The sequence below is a fragment of the Aeromonas sp. EERV15 genome, from assembly GCF_900079845.1.
GTDB lineage: Bacteria > Pseudomonadota > Gammaproteobacteria > Enterobacterales > Aeromonadaceae > Aeromonas > Aeromonas sobria.
Map to the genome: position 1 here is coordinate 54531 of NZ_FKKY02000007.1, position 17335 is coordinate 71865.

At 58.7% G+C, this 17335-nt stretch carries 13 protein-coding genes; 7 read left to right on the plus strand and 6 right to left on the minus strand.

Annotated elements, in window-relative coordinates:
• Window positions 1–32: 32 nt before the first annotated feature.
• From dgt to BN4575_RS07735, 5 genes are all read left to right on the plus strand, one after another.
• On the plus strand, window positions 33–1397 hold the full coding sequence (gene dgt / locus BN4575_RS07715) for a dGTPase (RefSeq protein WP_068977776.1): 1365 nt from the start codon (window positions 33–35) through the stop codon (window positions 1395–1397).
• A 315-nt stretch (window positions 1398–1712) separates the two neighbouring features.
• Window positions 1713–1916, plus strand: coding sequence for a hypothetical protein (locus BN4575_RS07720; RefSeq protein ID WP_042018543.1), 204 nt, complete (start codon window positions 1713–1715; stop codon window positions 1914–1916).
• 160 nt (window positions 1917–2076) lie between these two features.
• Window positions 2077–6336, plus strand: a complete 4260-nt coding sequence (locus tag BN4575_RS07725; RefSeq protein ID WP_068977777.1) for an ATP-binding protein — start codon at window positions 2077–2079, stop codon at window positions 6334–6336.
• Window positions 6329–7540 carry an EAL domain-containing response regulator gene (locus BN4575_RS07730; RefSeq protein WP_068977778.1) on the plus strand — a complete coding sequence of 404 codons (1212 nt, stop codon included), beginning with the start codon at window positions 6329–6331 and terminating at the stop codon, window positions 7538–7540. Before BN4575_RS07725 ends, BN4575_RS07730 begins: the two co-directional genes overlap by 8 nt.
• A gap of 39 nt (window positions 7541–7579) precedes the next feature.
• Complete coding sequence (locus BN4575_RS07735) at window positions 7580–9556, plus strand: HAMP domain-containing methyl-accepting chemotaxis protein (protein WP_068977779.1); 1977 nt, start codon at window positions 7580–7582, stop codon at window positions 9554–9556.
• A 27-nt stretch (window positions 9557–9583) separates the two neighbouring features.
• On the opposite strand, the gene rfaH is transcribed toward BN4575_RS07735, so the two are convergent.
• The 4 genes from rfaH to metN all read right to left on the minus strand — a co-directional run bounded on the left by rfaH (window position 9584) and on the right by metN (window position 12684).
• Entirely contained in the window at window positions 9584–10084 is a 501-nt protein-coding gene (rfaH, locus tag BN4575_RS07740; protein WP_042018536.1) for a transcription/translation regulatory transformer protein RfaH, read from the minus strand.
• A 96-nt stretch (window positions 10085–10180) separates the two neighbouring features.
• Window positions 10181–10981 (minus strand): methionine ABC transporter substrate-binding lipoprotein MetQ, encoded by an 801-nt coding sequence (gene metQ, locus BN4575_RS07745; RefSeq protein WP_042018535.1) that lies wholly within the window; start codon window positions 10979–10981, stop codon window positions 10181–10183.
• A 25-nt stretch (window positions 10982–11006) separates the two neighbouring features.
• Entirely contained in the window at window positions 11007–11660 is a 654-nt protein-coding gene (locus BN4575_RS07750) for a methionine ABC transporter permease (RefSeq protein ID WP_042018533.1), read from the minus strand.
• The gene (gene metN, locus BN4575_RS07755) at window positions 11641–12684 is read right to left on the minus strand and encodes a methionine ABC transporter ATP-binding protein MetN (RefSeq protein WP_042018532.1); all 1044 of its coding nucleotides are present in this window, start codon (window positions 12682–12684) and stop codon (window positions 11641–11643) included. Before metN ends, BN4575_RS07750 begins: the two co-directional genes overlap by 20 nt.
• A gap of 529 nt (window positions 12685–13213) precedes the next feature.
• Between metN and BN4575_RS07760 the strand changes: the two genes are divergently transcribed.
• Complete coding sequence (locus BN4575_RS07760) at window positions 13214–13669, plus strand: hypothetical protein (protein WP_068977780.1); 456 nt, start codon at window positions 13214–13216, stop codon at window positions 13667–13669.
• Window positions 13670–13752: 83 nt separating this feature from the next.
• On the opposite strand, the gene ppgK is transcribed toward BN4575_RS07760, so the two are convergent.
• The gene (gene ppgK, locus BN4575_RS07765; protein WP_068977781.1) at window positions 13753–14493 is read right to left on the minus strand and encodes a polyphosphate--glucose phosphotransferase; all 741 of its coding nucleotides are present in this window, start codon (window positions 14491–14493) and stop codon (window positions 13753–13755) included.
• A 111-nt stretch (window positions 14494–14604) separates the two neighbouring features.
• Window positions 14605–15759 carry a tRNA epoxyqueuosine(34) reductase QueG gene (queG, locus tag BN4575_RS07770; RefSeq protein WP_068977782.1) on the minus strand — a complete coding sequence of 385 codons (1155 nt, stop codon included), beginning with the start codon at window positions 15757–15759 and terminating at the stop codon, window positions 14605–14607.
• A 60-nt stretch (window positions 15760–15819) separates the two neighbouring features.
• Between queG and BN4575_RS07775 the strand changes: the two genes are divergently transcribed.
• Window positions 15820–17331, plus strand: coding sequence for a bifunctional ADP-dependent NAD(P)H-hydrate dehydratase/NAD(P)H-hydrate epimerase (locus BN4575_RS07775; RefSeq protein WP_068977783.1), 1512 nt, complete (start codon window positions 15820–15822; stop codon window positions 17329–17331).
• The last annotated feature ends 4 nt before the right edge of the window (window positions 17332–17335 follow it).

The following is a 17335-nucleotide window of genomic DNA, read 5'->3' on the forward strand; positions in this document are numbered from 1 at the left end:
TCTGACGGAAGTTGCTGGCAAGGAGCTGCAAGATGTATAGCCGTTTGATTACCCCCGCGCGCATCCACCCCTGGGGGGATGAGGATCTGCTGGAGGCGACCGAGCAGGATCGCGCCCGCATTGTACAGGCAGCGCCGGTGCGCCGGCTGCAGCAGAAGACCCAGGTTTTTCCGCTCGATGTGAAGGCCTCGGTGCGCAGCCGTCTCACTCACTCGCTTGAAGTGCAGGAGACCGGCCGCCAGATCAGCCGTCGCATTCTGGCCGCCTTGCCGCCCGGTGAGGTCTGCGAAGGGGCCTTTATCAATCTGGTGGAGATGTCCTGCCTGCTGCACGATGTCGGCAATCCGCCGTTCGGTCACTTTGGCGAGCAGGTGATGAGCCAGTGGCTCGGCGAGATGCTCGATCCCCTCTATCAGCAGGCGCTGGCGCAGCCTCCCTCGGCCCAGTGGGCGGAATTACGTCAGGATCTGCAGCTGTTTGATGGCAACGCCCAGAGCCTGCGGCTGGTGCACAGTCTGCACGAACTCAACCTGACCCTCGGGCAGCTGGGGGCGCTGTGCAAATACCCGCAGCAACCCCAACCGGGAGTCAGCTATGGCCAGCATCATGGCTGGAGCAGCAAGCGGGGCATTTTCTTTAGCGAGCAGCCGCTCTACCGCGCCCTCGGCCAGAGTCTGGGATTGGCCCCCGGCTGCCGTCATCCGCTGGTCTACATCATGGAGGCGGCGGATGATATCTCCTACTGCATCGCTGATCTGGAGGATGCTGTCGATCGGCGGATCCTGACGCTGGGCGAACTGTTGGCTGCGCTGCGGGGGGCCGATCAGAGCGACTACATGGGCACCTTGCTCGATGACGCGCTGGCATCCAGCCGGGGCTTTTTCCCCCATTTTCGCCAGCTGCTCACTCGGGATCTGGTGGCGCTGGCGGCGCAAAGCTATGTCAGCGAACATGGGGCCATTTTGCAGGGCTCCTACCCGCAAGCACTGCTCCACGGTCAGGCGCCAGCGGCGCGGGTGCTCGATATTCTCAAGCGGGTGGCCCGCGAGCTGGTCTTTCTGCGCCCCGAGGTGGAAGCCCTCGAACTGGAAGGCTATGCGGCGCTGCGTGGGGTGCTGACCAGCTATGCCTGCCTGCTGGCGCTGCCAGCGTCACAATTTGCCCGCCTGCTGGCCGGGGAGGGGAGTCAGGCGCTGTTTTTTGCTCGCCGCCTCTATCACCGCCTCTCGGCCCGCCATCTCAAGGCCTATCGATTGGCGAGCGCCACCCCGGATCCGCGTTTTGCCTGCCAGAACGAGCAGGAGTGGTATTACCGGGTGCGGTTGCTGCTCGATTATGTCAGCGGCATGACCGATACCTATGTACTGGAAGAGTACCGGCTACTCTCGGGGATCTGATGCCCCAAGCTCCCTGTCGGGCAGCATAAAATGCCGTAAAAACGTTTAAAAAGGAGTCGCAAGAGGCTTGTTTTAAATTCGGATATTTTTTAGACTTCTGCAACCTGTTCAACTTTTACCCGGTAAGGAGACGAAAATGCAACATCTGATGCTCAATATTGCATTTTCTCGCGGCACTGCGTGCGGCGTGAAATCTCGTGCTCTTTTACCGCGTGGCGTAAACAGGTAACCCCTGTCTTTTTATCACCCGCGGTTCGTCCCGCAGGGTGATATCCACTTTCTCCGGGAGAACCGCATGTTCAACTGGAGAATGTCATGTCTATCGAACTGGTTTTACTGCGTAGCGTCGAGTCCCTGGTACAAAAGCGGATAGCCAAGGTCGAGCGTCGTCTCGTGCAGGTTAATCTGTCGCCCGCCCTGCTCAAAGATATCGGGCTGGAAGGATATCAGGGCCAGATCTCCCTCGTTCGCGAGCGGGAGTATCAAACCGGCTTCCGCCTCGGGAATCGAATAACCTGATGAAAGGGGGCTGTATGGCCCCCTTCTTGGCATTGATGGCAGACCCCGGTCTGCCATTTTTATTTGGTTAAGCTGGGGTTAAGTTAAAACGCGAATATCTATTCGCGAATCTTGCGAAAATCTCTATTATTTGCGGCCGATTTTTCTTTGGAGCGAGTTGATGAGCCACCGCCGTTGCCGTCTATTCCAGTTTTTATTTCTACTGCTATGGAGTGTGGTGGGTCAGGCTGTTAGCAGTCCGAATGCAGAGACGTTAGAAGAGTCCGAGCTCCAGTGGCGCACGGCCAATCACGAACTGATCATCGGCATGCCTATGATGGGGTCTCCCCCTTATAGCTACAAGGATGCAGTACAAGGGTTCAACGGCCCGGTGCCCGAGATGGCACTGTTGATCGCCAGAGCGCTCGGGGTGCCCCTGCACTACAAAGAGTTCACCTCCTATGACGAGGCGCTGAGCGCATTGCAAGCGGGCGAGGTGCATATTGTCATCAATTTTCCGCCCGGAGAACAGTGGGAAAACCAGATCGCCTCTGTACCCTTGCCATTCTTTATCCCCCAAGGGGTGCTGTTAAATCGCCCGCTCGCCGGACTCTCGCTCGATGAGGCCCGTAACATCAAGTGGGTCTGCATGGTAGGGACCGACTCCTGTGGTCAGCTCGAGGCGCTGGGTCTGGTGCCGGTCAAGGCTGTTGAGCGGCGCAGTGAAGCGACCTTTATGCTTAAACAACGGCTCGCAGATGCCTATCTGGCTGATATGCCGTCGTTAATGTCTGAACATGTTCAGAACCCCAATGCCGGTTTTGCGATTGTCCAACCGGAGTGGGCGCCGGTCTCCTCCCTGTCTGTCAATATGCTGCGCAGCAACCCTGGGCTCATCCGCTTGGTAAACAACATCATGCCTGAGCTGCCAGTGACGGACATGCGTCCCATTATTGAAGCGATCACTGGTGTGAATGCTTCGGCATCGGGAGAGATCACCACGGTCAAATTTACCCCCGAGGAGCAAGCCTGGCTGCGCACGCATCCGGTCTTGCGCTACGGTGTCTCACCTAACTGGGTCTCGATGAGCGAGTTCAATTATCGCGGCAGGTTAGTGGGCTACGTACCCGACATAGTGGCCCTGCTGCGCCGCTATTCCGGGCTGGAGTTTTCTCTGGTGCGCACCGACTCCTGGCGAGAGACTCAGGAACTGCTCAAAAAACATCAGATCGACTTTATTCCTGTGATGACCCCTTCGGCAGAGCGCGAGCATCTGGGTGTTTACACCCCCAACTACATGTTTGTTGACCGCGTTATCGTGGGGGGAAGACATAGCAAAAACCTGTCTGACCTCGGATTGTTGCGAGGTATGCGGGTCGGCATTGTGGATGCATCCATTGACGAGGAGCTGTTGGCATCGCTGGGGGCACTCCCGGTGGAGGTCAAGGATGACAGCCGCCTGCTGCGCTTGTTGGATGAGGGGAGGGCCGATTATATTCTGCTCACCATGACCACCTTGCCGACCACCTTGGGGCGTGGCTTTGAAGATCGCTATCGGGTGGTCTACTCCGGGCAAAATTTGCGCCTCCCCGGCGCCATGGGGGTATCCCCTGCTGACCTTATGCTGCAGCAGATCCTGACCAAGATACTCTATGCCATCCCCCAGCATGAGATTGACAAGCTTGAATCCCGCTGGTTGACGATGCGACTGCAGACCGGTCTGGAGACTCGCACAGTGGTGCTGTGGTTTCTGGTGTGTGCTGGCGGTGCACTGGTGTTCTTTACCATCTTCTGGCACTGGAACCAAACGCTACAGCGGCAAAATGACCAGCGAAAAGAGGCACAAAAACAGCTCAATGAGCAGCTGGCTTTTGTTCAGACGCTGCTCGACTCCTTGCCGAGCATGGTGGCCCTGCGGGATCGTCAGCAGAACCTGACTCTCTGCAACAGGGCATATCGAGAGGCTTTTATCGGGGCCGAGTCTGGCGGGGATGGCTGGAGTTATATGCAGCTGAGCGAGCGGGAGCAGATGTTGCGTGAAGAGCTCTCGGTCTGGGAAACCGGCACCATGTATGAAGGGGCTGGTTTTACCCGGCGGATCGATGACTCCCAGTTCCATGTGGTCTACGTCAAGTTGCCCTATCGGGGCCCTGATGGGGAGATCCAGGGAGTATTGACCGTGCTGACCGATGTGAGTGCCCTGAAAGCGGCAGAAAACAAGGTCCGTGAAGTGGAAGCCATGCTGCGAGACATGACCGACAGCATGCCGGGGGTGGTCTATCAGTACCAATGGCATCGTTCGGAACAGGGGCGTTTTCTCTATGTGTCGCAAGGCGCGGGGGAGACGCTGGGAGTGCCTTCTCGGGCGCTGATGTCGGCCAGGTCCGAATGGAAAGGATTTGGTGTTAGTGAAGAGGTGCTGCAGGAGTTTACCTACAGGGTTGCCGACAATGCCCTGACCCTGACCCCGATCGATTGGGAGGTCAAGGTGCCCCACCATGGCGGGGAGCGTTATCTGCAGGTGCGTGGCACCTTTGTTGAGCAGGGGGAAGATACCCTGCTGCTTAATGGCATGGTGCAGGACATCACAGCTCTCAAGCTGCAAGAAAAGGCGCTGCGTGAGGCGCGAGCCAATGCCGAGCAGGCCATGCGAGCCCGTAGCCGCTTTCTGGCCACCATGAGCCATGAGTTGCGCACCCCCATCTCCGGGATGCACGGCATGCTGGAGCTGCTGCGGATGAGCAACGTGGATGATGATCAACGTTACCTGCTGCGCAATGTGGTCACTTCGACCAATAACCTGCTCTATCTGGTGAACGACATCCTCGATTTTTCCAAAATCGAGGCAGGTCAGCTCCATATAGATAACCACATGAGCCACCTTCAGTCGGTGATATGCGATGCGATCCGCGGACATGCTACCCAGGCCCATGGTAAGGGGTTGCATGTTGACCTCTGCTGGGCGGGGCATGTCCCTGATCGGGCAGATATCGATGCCGTCCGGGTTGCCCAGGTGGTTTCCAACTTGCTGAACAATGCGGTCAAATTTACCGAGCGCGGGGTCATTGCCATCAATGTGCACTATCACAACCAGCAGTTGGTGGTGACGGTGACAGATTCCGGGATCGGGATCGCGGAAGAGAAGCAGGCGCTGCTATTTACTCCATTCGAGCAACTGGAGTCGGATATCAATCGCCGCTTCGGCGGCACCGGGCTTGGGTTGGCTATCTGCGATCAGTTGATCCGCAAGATGGGTGGCAGCTTGACCCTCAAGAGCCGTGCCGGTGAGGGGGCCAGTTTCTGTTTCACGATACCGATCACCAATCCGAGATGGGATACCCCCGTGCTGGCGGACAGTGAATGGTGGTACTTCGGCGATGATCCACAGTTACACGCAATGATGCAGCGCTTCGGTGCCACCTTGCAGCCTGTCGATGCCGAGCGCCTTGGCAGTGGCATCAGCGGGTTGTTACTGGCCGATGAAGATCAGCTGGAGCGTGCCTTGGGCAGTGACTGGTTAGCGCGGATACAAAAGCCCGACCTCAAGGGGATCATCTTCTCTTCCCGCGAAGTGCTGCGCTCACGGCTGGGACCCGAACGCTGGTGGCGGCTTGGCCAGTCACCACTCTATCCGGATTTATTGCTCGAAAGCTGCCGCGAATTACTTGGCGGGTCAGTGCACACCATCATGGTAGAAAGCGAGCAAAAATTGAGTGGTCGGGTGCTGGTGGCGGATGACCACCCGGTTAATCGTGCCTTGTTGGTGCGCCAGTTGACCCTGCTGGGAGTCGATTGCGAGGTAGTAGAAGATGGTGAAAAAGCACTGAAAGCGTGGCAAGAGCAGCGTTTTTCATTGTTATTGACCGACTGTCACATGCCGGTGATGGATGGTTTTACCTTGACCCAGCAGCTACGGGCGCAAGGTGAACGGGCGCCCATTATCGGGGTTACTGCTGATACCTCGAAGGAGGCGTCGGCACGGATGGTGGCTGCGGGGATGAATGGCATGCTGCTCAAACCCTATCTGCTGGAGGCATTACGCCAGATCTTGCTGCAGTGGCTGCCCGCCTCGCAGTTGGCTGAGCCCCAGCCGCTGCCAGAGCGTGCTGACAGCGAGTTGGCCGAGCGCTGGATAGCCTTGTTTAGTGACGAGGCAACTGGCCGAGCCATGGCGGGTGAGTATCTGGCCTCTAACCAGCAAGATGGCGTAGAAATGTCGGCGGCGTTGGCTACCCGTGATGCAGACGCCCTGCTGGAGGTCGCCCATCGTATCAAGGGTGCAGCCCGCATCGTGGGTGAAGACGAGCTGGCCGAGCAGGCCGAACGCCTTGAATCGGCAGCACGATTAGAGCAATGGGGCGCGCTGGAGGGATGGGCTCAGCGTGTTGATGAGTTGATGACTCAGGTAACCCATAAAACGAGGTTATGGCTAGATGCATAAAACAGAATACAACCCGGTCATCATGGTGGTCGAGGATCACGCTTTTCAGCGCAAGACCCTGCTGCACCAGGTCCGCGGGCTGGGCTATCACCAGTTGCTGGAAGCCAAAGATGGCCTGGAGGCGCTGGAGCTGTGTCAGCTGCACAATATCGATATCCTGTTTTGTGACTTGCGAATGCCCGGTATGGATGGCATGGGTTTGCTCCGTCGCCTCTCGCTGGCGGGCTTTCGTGGCGGCATTATTCTCTCCAGTGCGCTGGGGGGGGATGTGGTTGATGCGGTGCTGAGAATGGGCTCTGCCTATGGCTTGCAGGTGCTGGGCCGCATTGAAAAGCCCTGCCAGCCGGCGCAGCTCAAGCAGTTGATCGATACCTGGTCTCCCGCGTTACCTCTTGCTCGCAGAGAGGAAGCCTACCGCCTGGATGTCGATGATTTGAAGTTGGCCCTTGATCGTGACCAGATTGTGCCCTGGTATCAGCCCAAGGTCAGTTTTGCTACCGGTCAGTGGGTGGGGATGGAGGCGTTGGCACGCTGGCAGCATCCGGAGTTCGGGCTGATCTCCCCTGGACTCTTTATTCCGATGGCAGAGGAGCACGGCCTGATCGACTCTCTGACCGACGTTATCATCAGCAAGTCGCTGAGTGATGCCCATTTTTGGGGGAAAACCGGGTTATCGATCAATCTGTCGATGAATCTGTGTGTCAGTTCACTCCATGAGGGAGGCGTGTGCCAGACCCTGGTTGAGCAATGTCAGCGCTGGAGCGTTGATCCTGAACTGATCACTCTGGAGGTGACCGAGAGTGCCTTTATTCGAGATATTGGTGCCATGCTGGAGGTGCTGACCCGGCTGCGGATGCACGGTTTTGGTCTCTCCATCGATGACTTCGGCACCGGTTACTCCTCGATGCAACAGCTGGCCACGTTGCCTTTTACCGAGTTGAAGCTGGATCGCTCGTTCGTCCATCGCTGCTATGCCGATCCGGCTCGTTTGGCCATTATCGAGTCCAGTATTGAACTGGCCCGCAAATTGGGACTCAAATCGGTGGCAGAAGGAGTGGAAGACGAGGTGACCTGGCAGCTGTTGGCCAAGCTCGGCTGTGATCTTTGTCAGGGCTTTTTCTCCGCCAAGCCGATGCCGCGCAGTGAATTGCAGCATTGGCACCGGACTTGGCAAGATAGATTGCCTACACTGCTATCTATCTGATTTTTTTGGCCTGAGCGCCACGTTTGAACAAGGATGTTCATGAAAATATCAAGCAAGCTACTGCTCAGTTTCGGTTTTATCAACCTGCTGATCCTGCTCTCCTCCACGCTGGTCTATTACCGGCTGACCCAGATCAATCAGGCCCAGCACACCCTGCTGGAGCAGGCATTGCCTGCCCTGCAGCGGGATGAGGCGAGCCAGAAGGCGCTGGTTGCCACTGTTTCTGCCTTGCGGGGCTATCTGATCCTCGGTAAAGACCCTGCCCAGGCCTCCCGGCTCAAGCAGGAGTGGGAGTCGGCCTGGCAAGCTATTGCCCATCAGGCGTTCAGCCCGGTGCTCACTCAGCCCCTCGATACCTTCAAGCGCCAGCAGGAGCAGGTCTGGACCATAGCACAGAGTGAAGAGAACCTGCCTGCCCACACCCTGATGCTGCAAGAGGCGGGGCCGCTGGCGGAGGCTGCGCTCGATCAATTGCAATCTTTTGCCAATGAGGAGGTCGCTACCCCGCAGGATCAGCTCACGGGCGATCGTCGCATGTTGCTTAAGCAGGTGGGGGATGCCTACAACAGCCTCGCCAATGCGCTCTCTGCCCTGCGGGATTTTCTTATCTCTGGCGATCCCGAATACCGCAGTAAATATCAGGATTACTACCAGTTTCACCTGCAGCGGGTGGCGGAGGTGAAACAACAAGCCGCGCTCTTTACCGAGACCCAGCGCAGCCTTTGGCAGCTGTTTGAAGAGATGGCGACACCTTTCTCAGAGCTGGTGGATCAGGTGATCAGCAAGCGGCAGGCGCCGGATTGGGATCAGGCTAATTTTCTGATGGCAACCGACATCGAGCCGATGCAGTCCCGTCTCAGTGAGCAGCTGGTACAACAAATTACCAAAACCGGGGCCGAAGTAGAGGCGATTTCGCGCCAGATGACCCAAGCCGGGCAAACCATCAGCCAAACCCTGCTGCTGGCAAGCGGCAGTGCCATCGTGCTTGGCATGGTGGTCGCCTGGCTCTTTAGCCATCGTCTGACCCGTGACATCGCCAGTCTGGTGACCCGGGCGGGCCAGGTCGCGGATGGCCGATTGGCGGCCGATCCCCTGCCAATCACGGGGCAGGATGAGCTGGGGGTGTTGACCGGATCCATCAACCGGATGTCTGCCCAGTTGCGTCATCTGGTCGGGGAACTGCAAGGAGCTGTGGGACAGGTTGAGACCGCGTGCCACGATGTGGGCTGCACCACAGGTGCCATCGTGAGTGACTTGACGGCACAAGATCAGCAGGTCGATGCGGTGGCGGTTGCCATCGATCAGATGTCGATGCGTGCCCGTGATGTGGTGGATAACATTGCCAGCGCGGCTGATAGCGCTCATCAGGTGCAGCAGCAGACCCGGCAAGGGCAGATCACCCTGGAGCGCATGACCGACACCATGCAGCAGATTGCCGCCATGATTGGGCAGGCCAACGAAGCCATGGGGTTGCTTGAGCGGCAAAGTGAGCAGGTGGGGCAGATCACCGAGGTGATCGCCACCATTGCCGAGCAGACCAATCTGCTGGCACTCAATGCGGCGATCGAGGCGGCGCGAGCCGGTGAGCAGGGGCGCGGTTTTGCGGTGGTGGCCGATGAGGTGCGCCAGCTGGCGACCCGTACCCATCAATCGACCGCCGAGATCAGCCAGACCATTGCGGCCATCTCCCAGCAGACTCGCCAGACGGTGATCACGGTGAGTGGGGGTACTCGATTGGTTGAACAGGGGCGAGATGCGGTGGGACTGGTGACCGACACCCTGAGCGCCATGCACCAGCTGGTGCAGTCGCTATCGGGTCAGCTGGAGGCGATCACTGTGGCTAGCGAGCAACAATCCCGGGTTGCCGCGGAGGTGGCTGGCACCGTGGACCATATCGCCGGGCTCAGCCGTCAATCCTGCCAACGCAGTCAGCAGGGGGAGGAGATAGTTGCCAGACTGGCTGGGAATACCGGCAAGCTGACGGCAGTGATCGCCCGCTTCGATCTTCACGCGTGAAATGGCGGGAGGATCCCGCCATTTACCTTAATCGAGCCGTCTGAAGGCGTGGTTATCGAAGCTGCTGGTGGTCTCCCGATTGAGCAGGGTGACCAGCAAAATCGCCCGTTTTTCCCCATCCGGTTCCATATAGATGGCTTCGAAGCCAGCCAGCGGCCCCTCTTCAATCAATACCTTGTCACCAGTGATGGGCAGGTTGGCGTAGCATGCTCTTGCCTCGTCGCTGTCATCACGACTCATCAGCTGATAGACCAGCTTGCTGTTGATCGGGGTCCATTCACTGCCAAAATGGATGATCCGGCTGATACCGCGGGTCGATTTCAGGGTGATCGGGGTTACTTCGTTTAGATCGACAAAGATAAACAGATAGTTGGGAAACATGGGTTCCCGTACAGGTACTCGCTTGCCCCGGCGCAGCTTTTCAATCTCTACCATAGGGTAATAGGATTCGATGCCCTGGGCATCGAGGTGGGCGCGGGCGCGGGCCTCTTCTTTTGGCTTGCAGTAGGCCAGATACCATTTTTTCATGTGATGAGTATGTTCGTGTTGCCGTGCTCAACGATATGATAACGGCGCCAATAAAAAAGGCCACGCATTGCGTGGCCTTTTTTGCCAAGTGAGCAATTACCAACCTTTCACCAGGCCGCCTTTGAACAACTCGACCCCCTTTTTGTAGACCTCGTCGGTCTGATAGGCCTGAACGAACTGTTTGACCTTCTCGTCATCCTTGTTGTTGTCGCGTGCCACGATCAGGTTGACGTAGGGGGACTCTTTATCTTCAACAAACAGGCCGTTTTCGGTGGGGGTCAGACCAATCTGACCGGCAAAAGTGTTGTTGATGATGGAGAGATCCACATCTTCCAGTGAACGGGGCAGCTGGGCGGCTTCCAGCTCGACAATCTTGAAATTGCGCGGGTTGCTGGCGATATCCAGCACAGTCGCTTCCAGACCTGCGCCATCCTTCAGGGTGATCAGACCCTGTTTGGCCAGCAGGATCAGCGAGCGACCCAGATTGGTCGGATCGTTCGGTACTGCGATCTGGGCGCCGTCCTTCAGCTCGCTCAGTGACTTGAGCTTCTTGGAGTAACCGGCAATCGGGTAGACGAAGGTGTTGCCGACCGGTATCAGCTTGAAGTCGCGATCACGTACTTGCGCATCCAGATAAGGTTTGTGCTGGAAGGCATTGACGTCGATGCTGCCATCGTTCAGTGCCACGTTCGGGGTGACGTAGTCGGAGAAGTTGACGATCTCGACGGTCAGACCGTATTTCTCTTTTGCTACCTTGGCAGCCATTTCAACCAGCTCGGTCTCGGGGCCCGCAATGGCGCCCACTTTCAGAACCTTGCTCTCTTCTTTTTGACCGCAACCGGTCAGAACCAAGCCAGCCAGCAACGCTGCCGCAACGGATTTGATGCCAAATTTCATAAAACCTCCTGTCAGAAATCGACGATTAACGATGATCATATTTGTGAACCAGGCGCTCACCTGCGCTCTGGATGAGTTGAACCAGTACTACCAGGATAACCACGGTCACCAGCATGACGGTGGGGTCAAAACGCTGATAACCATAACGAATACCCACATCTCCCAGACCACCGCCACCGATGGCCCCGGCCATGGCCGAGTAGTTCACCAGGGTAACGAGGGTGATGGTGACGCTGTTGATGATGCCGGGCAGGGCTTCAGGCAGCAGCACCTTGGTGATGATTTGCAACGGCTTGGCGCCCATCGCCTTGGCCGCTTCCAGCAGGCCGTCCGGCACCTCCATCAGGGCCCCTTCTACCAGTCGGGCGATAAAGGGCACTGCGCCAATGGTGAGTGGCACGATAGCGGCGATAGTGCCGATACTGGTGCCGACAATCAAGCGGGTGAGGGGGATGATCGCCACCAGCAGGATGATAAAGGGCACCGAGCGGCCCACGTTGACCACCATGCCGAGGCTGCGGTTGAGCAGCGGGTTGGCCAGGATCTGGCCCCCCTTGGTCACATGCAGCGCCACGCCGAGTGGCAGGCCAAGCAGGCAGCCAAACAGGGCGGAGCCTGCGACCATCAGCAAGGTGTTGCCCAGCTCGATAATGAGCAGATTAATCATGGCTTCGGACATAACCCATTACCTCCAGCTGAATATGGTTGTCAGTCAGGAACTGCTGGGTTGCCGCGCACTGGGCTTCATCCCCGAACAGCTCTGCCAGCAGAAAACCGAATTTAACGCCACCGGCGTACTCGATATCCGCGCTCAAAATACTGATGTCGATGTTGAAACGGCGGCTCGCCTCGGAAATCAGCGGCGTATCGACCGTGCTGCCGGTAAAGCCGAGCTTCACCAGCGGATAGCTGCCGGGCACCCGCTCGCTACTCATCCGATCCTGATACTCCTGCGGTACCTCCAGATGGATGGTGGAGTGGATGAAGTCACGGGCCAGCTGGGTCTTGGCATTGCTGAAGAACCAGGCCACTTCGCCCTGCTCGATCAGGCGGCCGTCACTGATGATGGCCACTTCGTCACAGATCCCCTTCACCACATCCATTTCGTGGGTGATCAGCAGTATGGTGAGCCCCAGCTTGACGTTGATCTCCTTGAGCAGGGTCAGGATCGAGCGGGTGGTCTGCGGGTCGAGGGCCGAGGTGGCCTCGTCACACAGCAGCACCTTGGGGGCCGGTGCCAGTGCTCGGGCGATGGCGACACGTTGCTTCTGGCCACCGGAGAGCTCTGACGGATAGGCGTGGGCACGGGCTTCCAGCCCGACCAGTGCCAACAGCTCTTCGACCCGGCTTTTTATCTGTTCTTTACTCCAGCCAGCCAACTCCAGCGGAAAGGCGATATTGGCAAATACGGTGCGGGAGGCGAGCAGGTTGAAGTGCTGGAAAATCATCCCGATCTGGCGGCGGGCCTGGGTCAAATCCCGCTCGCTCAGGGCGACCAGATCCTGGCCCGCGACGATGACGTGCCCCTCTGTCGGGCGCTCCAACAGGTTGACACAGCGAATGAGGGTACTTTTACCGGCACCAGAGGCACCGATCACCCCGAATATTTTGCCTTGGGGTACATGCAGACTCACGTCACGCAGGGCGTGCACGGCGTCACTGCCGGTACCGTAGACTTTGTTGAGACCGTTCAACTTAATCATGGATTATTCCGTGCTCACAGCCTTACAGCACAGGGCGCTACAGGCGGGTAAATTGGGCAGAGGTTCCACTGGGTTACTCTGCCATCATGGAGGATGATGCTAAGATGTCTGGATGGCCGTGTCAACGCATGTTTTTACGTCTAGACGTCTAAAAAAGTGATAAGGATTTCTGCCTGGTGGATAACGAGCAGGGTGGATAGGTTGCGTATCCAGATCCTGTTTCGCCTGCGCGTCATATAGCCGAATTAAAGATGGGTTATGGCGAGTAAATGCTGGTTTTATTAGTGTGTCAGCCCGATTTCACTCACGTCAGGTGTCGATCCTGATGCTCCTCCATAGTTGCACAAATAGTTGCACAAATATTTGCACAAATAGCTGCACAAATCGTTCCCTATTCGTGACCGGATCACCTGCCTGCCCTTTTGTCGTCGCCAACCTTGATGCAGCGCAAGGGGCGCTCGGTTAGGGATTGGGTTGCTGGTGGTTGTTTTTTATACTAGTGGTGTCGACAAACATGGAGGGCAGGGCGATGAGATTCCAACAGATCAAAGAGTTGCTGCACTATCTTGAGCAGGTTCATCACCAGCTCGGGCTCTGTTACGGGCGAATGGCCAGCCAGGTAGACAGCGAACGCAGCCGGATGTTGCTGGTCTATCTGCAAGGTCGCGAGGATGCGGCTGGCGCCCATCTGCACCAATATGCCGCTCAGCTGGGAGAGGCGGTCAGGGAGACCTGGCTGAACCAGAGCTTCAGCGAGGATATGCTGCCTGCCATCACCCGGTTCGAGATGCCGGCCTCGGCCCAGACCCAGGATATCGTCACTCAGGTGTGCCGCTGGGAAGAGCAGTTAGTGGGTGAGCTGGGCCATCTGGCCCGGGAGTGCCCGACACCGGCCACCACCACGCTACTCGACAATCTGGCCGGACTGGAGCAGACCCGTCTGACCCGATTGGTACACGGGGTACACAGATTCGATGACATGTAATACAAGATGGCCGACAAAAAAGGGCCCGGCAGCAGTGCCGGGCCCTTTCCATGTGATATCTGCTGATTTGCAGTGAGTGTCGGTCAGCCCTGCTGCTCGGCCGCGTAGAGGGCGGCCCCGATAATGCCCGCCTGATTGAGGCTGGCCGCCGGAATGAGCGGCGCCCGGGTTTCGATGCGATCGACAAACTTCTCCAGCTTGGATGCGCTGCCGCCCCCCAGAATGAAGATATCGGGGGAGAAGAGAAACTCGAGGCGCGCCAGATACTTGTTAAAGCGCTTGCCCCAGCGGTTCCAGGAGAGATCTTCTCGCTTGCGCACCGCATCGGAGCAGTAGTGCTCTGCCACCATCCCTTCCAGCATCAGGTGGCCCAGCTCGGTATTGGGTAGCAGCTGGCCGTTGACGAACACGGCGGTGCCGATGCCGGTGCCGACTGTGATGAGGATGATCACCCCCTTGCGATCTTTACCAGCGCCAAAATTCATCTCGGCCAAACCCGCTGCATCGGCATCGTTCAGCACATAGCAGGGCTTGCCGGTGACATCGGCAAACAGATGCTCTGCATCGGTCTCAATCCAGCTCTTGTCGATATTGGCGGCACTCTTGGCAACCCCGTTGTGGATGGTGGCGGGAAAGCCGCACCCCACCGGCCCTTTCCAGTCGAAGTGTTCTACCAGCGCCTTGAGGGTATGGGCGATGGCGGCCGGAGTGGCCGGTTGCGGTGTGGCAATGCGATGGCGCTCGCCAATCAGTTCGCCGGTTTCAGTATCCACCAGGCAGCCCTTGATCCCAGAGCCGCCAATATCCACTCCCAACATTTGCATCTGTGTTGTCCTTGTTGTGTGCCGACCAGCTGGTACTAATTACGGTGTTCTGGTCACTGCGGGTCGGCAGAGCATGAAAAAAGTGCAGCAATCCGGCAAGGGGCAGATCACTTATGCGTGATCCGGCAGACCTTTTTCGATGCAGCGGATCAGCAAACGGGTTTTCTTGTTCTCTTCATCCTGACGCCGGGCAAGGGTTGCCAGCGCCCATTCGATATGTTCGGCCACCATGGGCTCGGCGGTGGTCAACCCCTGTTGCAGGGCGGCGATGACCTCGGGAGTCGCCGGGCCATTGCCAAGGGCAACCGCCAGATTACGGCGCCAGCGTTGATAGCCGATGCGGCGGATCGGGCTCCCTTCGGTTTGTTTGAGAAAATCGCTCTCGCTCCAGCGCCACAGCGCCAGCAGGGGCGGACGGTGCAGGCTGGGGCGCGGGCTGAAGTCGGGCTCCGGGCTGGCATCGGCGTAGCGATTCCAGGGGCAGATAAGCTGGCAATCGTCGCAGCCGTAGATGCGGTTGCCCATTAATGGCCTGAACTCTTCCGGAATAGGGCCGTCGTTCTCGATGGTGAGATAGGAGATGCAACGGCGGCCATCCACCACATAGGGGGCGACAATGGCGCCGGTCGGGCAGATGTTGATGCAGGCGACGCACTTGCCGCATTGCGCCTTCTCCACCGGCTGGTCGAGCGGCAGTGGCAGGTTGAGCAACAGCTCACCGAGAAAGAAGAAGGAGCCGGCCGATTCGTTGAGCAGCAGTGAGTGTTTGCCAACCCAGCCAAGTCCGGCCTTGGCTGCCAGCGGCCGCTCTAGGATGGGGGCGGAGTCAACGAAGGGGCGCCATTCACCCAGGGTGTCAGCAGTGTCTTGAAATAGCTCGGCGCAGCGCGCTTCGATGCGATCACCCAGCTGTTTAAGCCGGTTGCGCAGCACCTTGTGGTAGTCGCGGCCGAGGGCATAGCGGCTGATGTAGCCGAGGGTCGGGTCGCGCAGGGTAGCGGCGAAGCCTGCCTCGAACGGCAGGTAGTTCATACGTACCGACAACACCCGCACCGTGCCCGGCAGCAGTTCGTGGGGGCGCGCTCGCATCATGCCGTGGCGCGCCATGTAATCCATGCTGCCGTGGTAGCCCGCATCTAGCCACGCCTGCAATCTCGGCTCTTCGCTGCGCAGATCGGTGTCGGTGATGCCCGCCTGGTCAAATCCTAGCTCCCGTGCCCAGAGCTTGATATCGTGGGCCAGCTGGTGGAAGTCAGGTGCGCTCATGCAGCTTGGCCTGGCCAGCGTTTGCTGGCGTGGGTCGGTTGATAAGAGGCGGGAGCCGTCATGGTAGAGATCATCAGGGGCGCGTTGGGCATAAAAGAGGGGGGCAGTTTACCACAGGGGCTGTGGCAGACTGAACAGATCCGCGCACTTGAGCGCAACTGGGCCGCGCGCGAGGGGCAACCGCTCTATGCCCTGATGGAGCGAGCCGGTGCCGCGCTGCGTACTTATGCCTCCCTGCATTGGCCCGAGAGCCGCTGCTGGTGGATCTTCGTCGGCCCCGGTAATAACGGCGGTGATGGCTATGTGCTGGCCCGCCTTGCCCGCCAGATTGGCATCGAGGTGGTGGTGATTGCCGCCAGAGCTGCTGACCAGCTGAAGGGGGATGCCAGACGGGCCGCCGATGAGTGGCTGGCGGCCGGTGGCCGGGTCTGGCCAGCCGAGCAGTTTGACGGGATGCAGCTGCCCGCCGCGGATCTGGTGATCGATGCCCTGCTTGGCACCGGCGTCAACACCCCCCTCTCACCGCTACTGACAAAGATCGTCGCAACAATCAATGGCTTGGCTGCGCCCGTGCTGGCGGTGGATCTCCCCTCCGGCCTCAACGGCGATACCGGCCGCGCCATGGGGGCCGTGGTGCAGGCCACTCGCACCCTCACCTTTATCGGTATCAAGCAGGGGATGCTCACCGGCGACGGGGTGGATTGCGTCGGCCAGCTCGACTGTGACCCCCTTGGCGTCACGCCGGATGGCGCTATGTTGCCCGCCGCCTGGCGTATCGATTATCCGCTCCTGAGCACGCAGCTGACCCCGCGCCAGCGCGCTTGCCATAAGGGCTCTTATGGCAAGGTGCTGCTGGTGGGGGGCAATCGTGGCATGCAGGGGGCCATAGTGCTGGCGGCCCGCGCCTGCCTGCGGGCGGGTGCCGGGCTGGTGCGGGTGTGTCAACATCCGGAGCACCCGCCGGTCAGCCTCTATCAACCCGAGCTGATGAGCCTCACCACCGCAGAGGACGAGGGGTGGGCATCGGTGCGGGTCATCGGCCCCGGCCTCGGTCAGGATGAGTGGGGAAGGGGGCAAATCGCCCGTTATCTCACCGATCGGCTGCCACTGGTTTTGGACGCCGATGGATTGAATTGGCTGGCGCAATCTCCCCGCCATCAGGATAATTGGGTGCTCACACCCCATCCCGGCGAAGCGGCACGACTGCTGGGATGTACCATTACCGACATTGAAATCGACCGGTTTGCCGCCGTGCAGGCGCTGCAGCGGCGCTATGGCGGTGTGGTGCTGTTAAAAGGGGCGGGGACGCTTATTTTTGACGGCGAGCGGGTCGCCCTCTGTTGTGAAGGTAATCCCGGCATGGCAAGTGGCGGCATGGGCGATCTGTTATCTGGTATAATCGCCGCCCTTTTGGCTCAGGGCTGCTCTGCCACCATGGCAAGCTGGCTGGGCGCCGTGATCCACGGCGAGGCCGCCGACTTGGCCGCCACCGACGGCGAGCGGGGCATGCTGGCGTCAGATCTGCTGCCGCTGATCCGCAAACTGGTTAATCCCGACACCATAACAAGTTAACAAG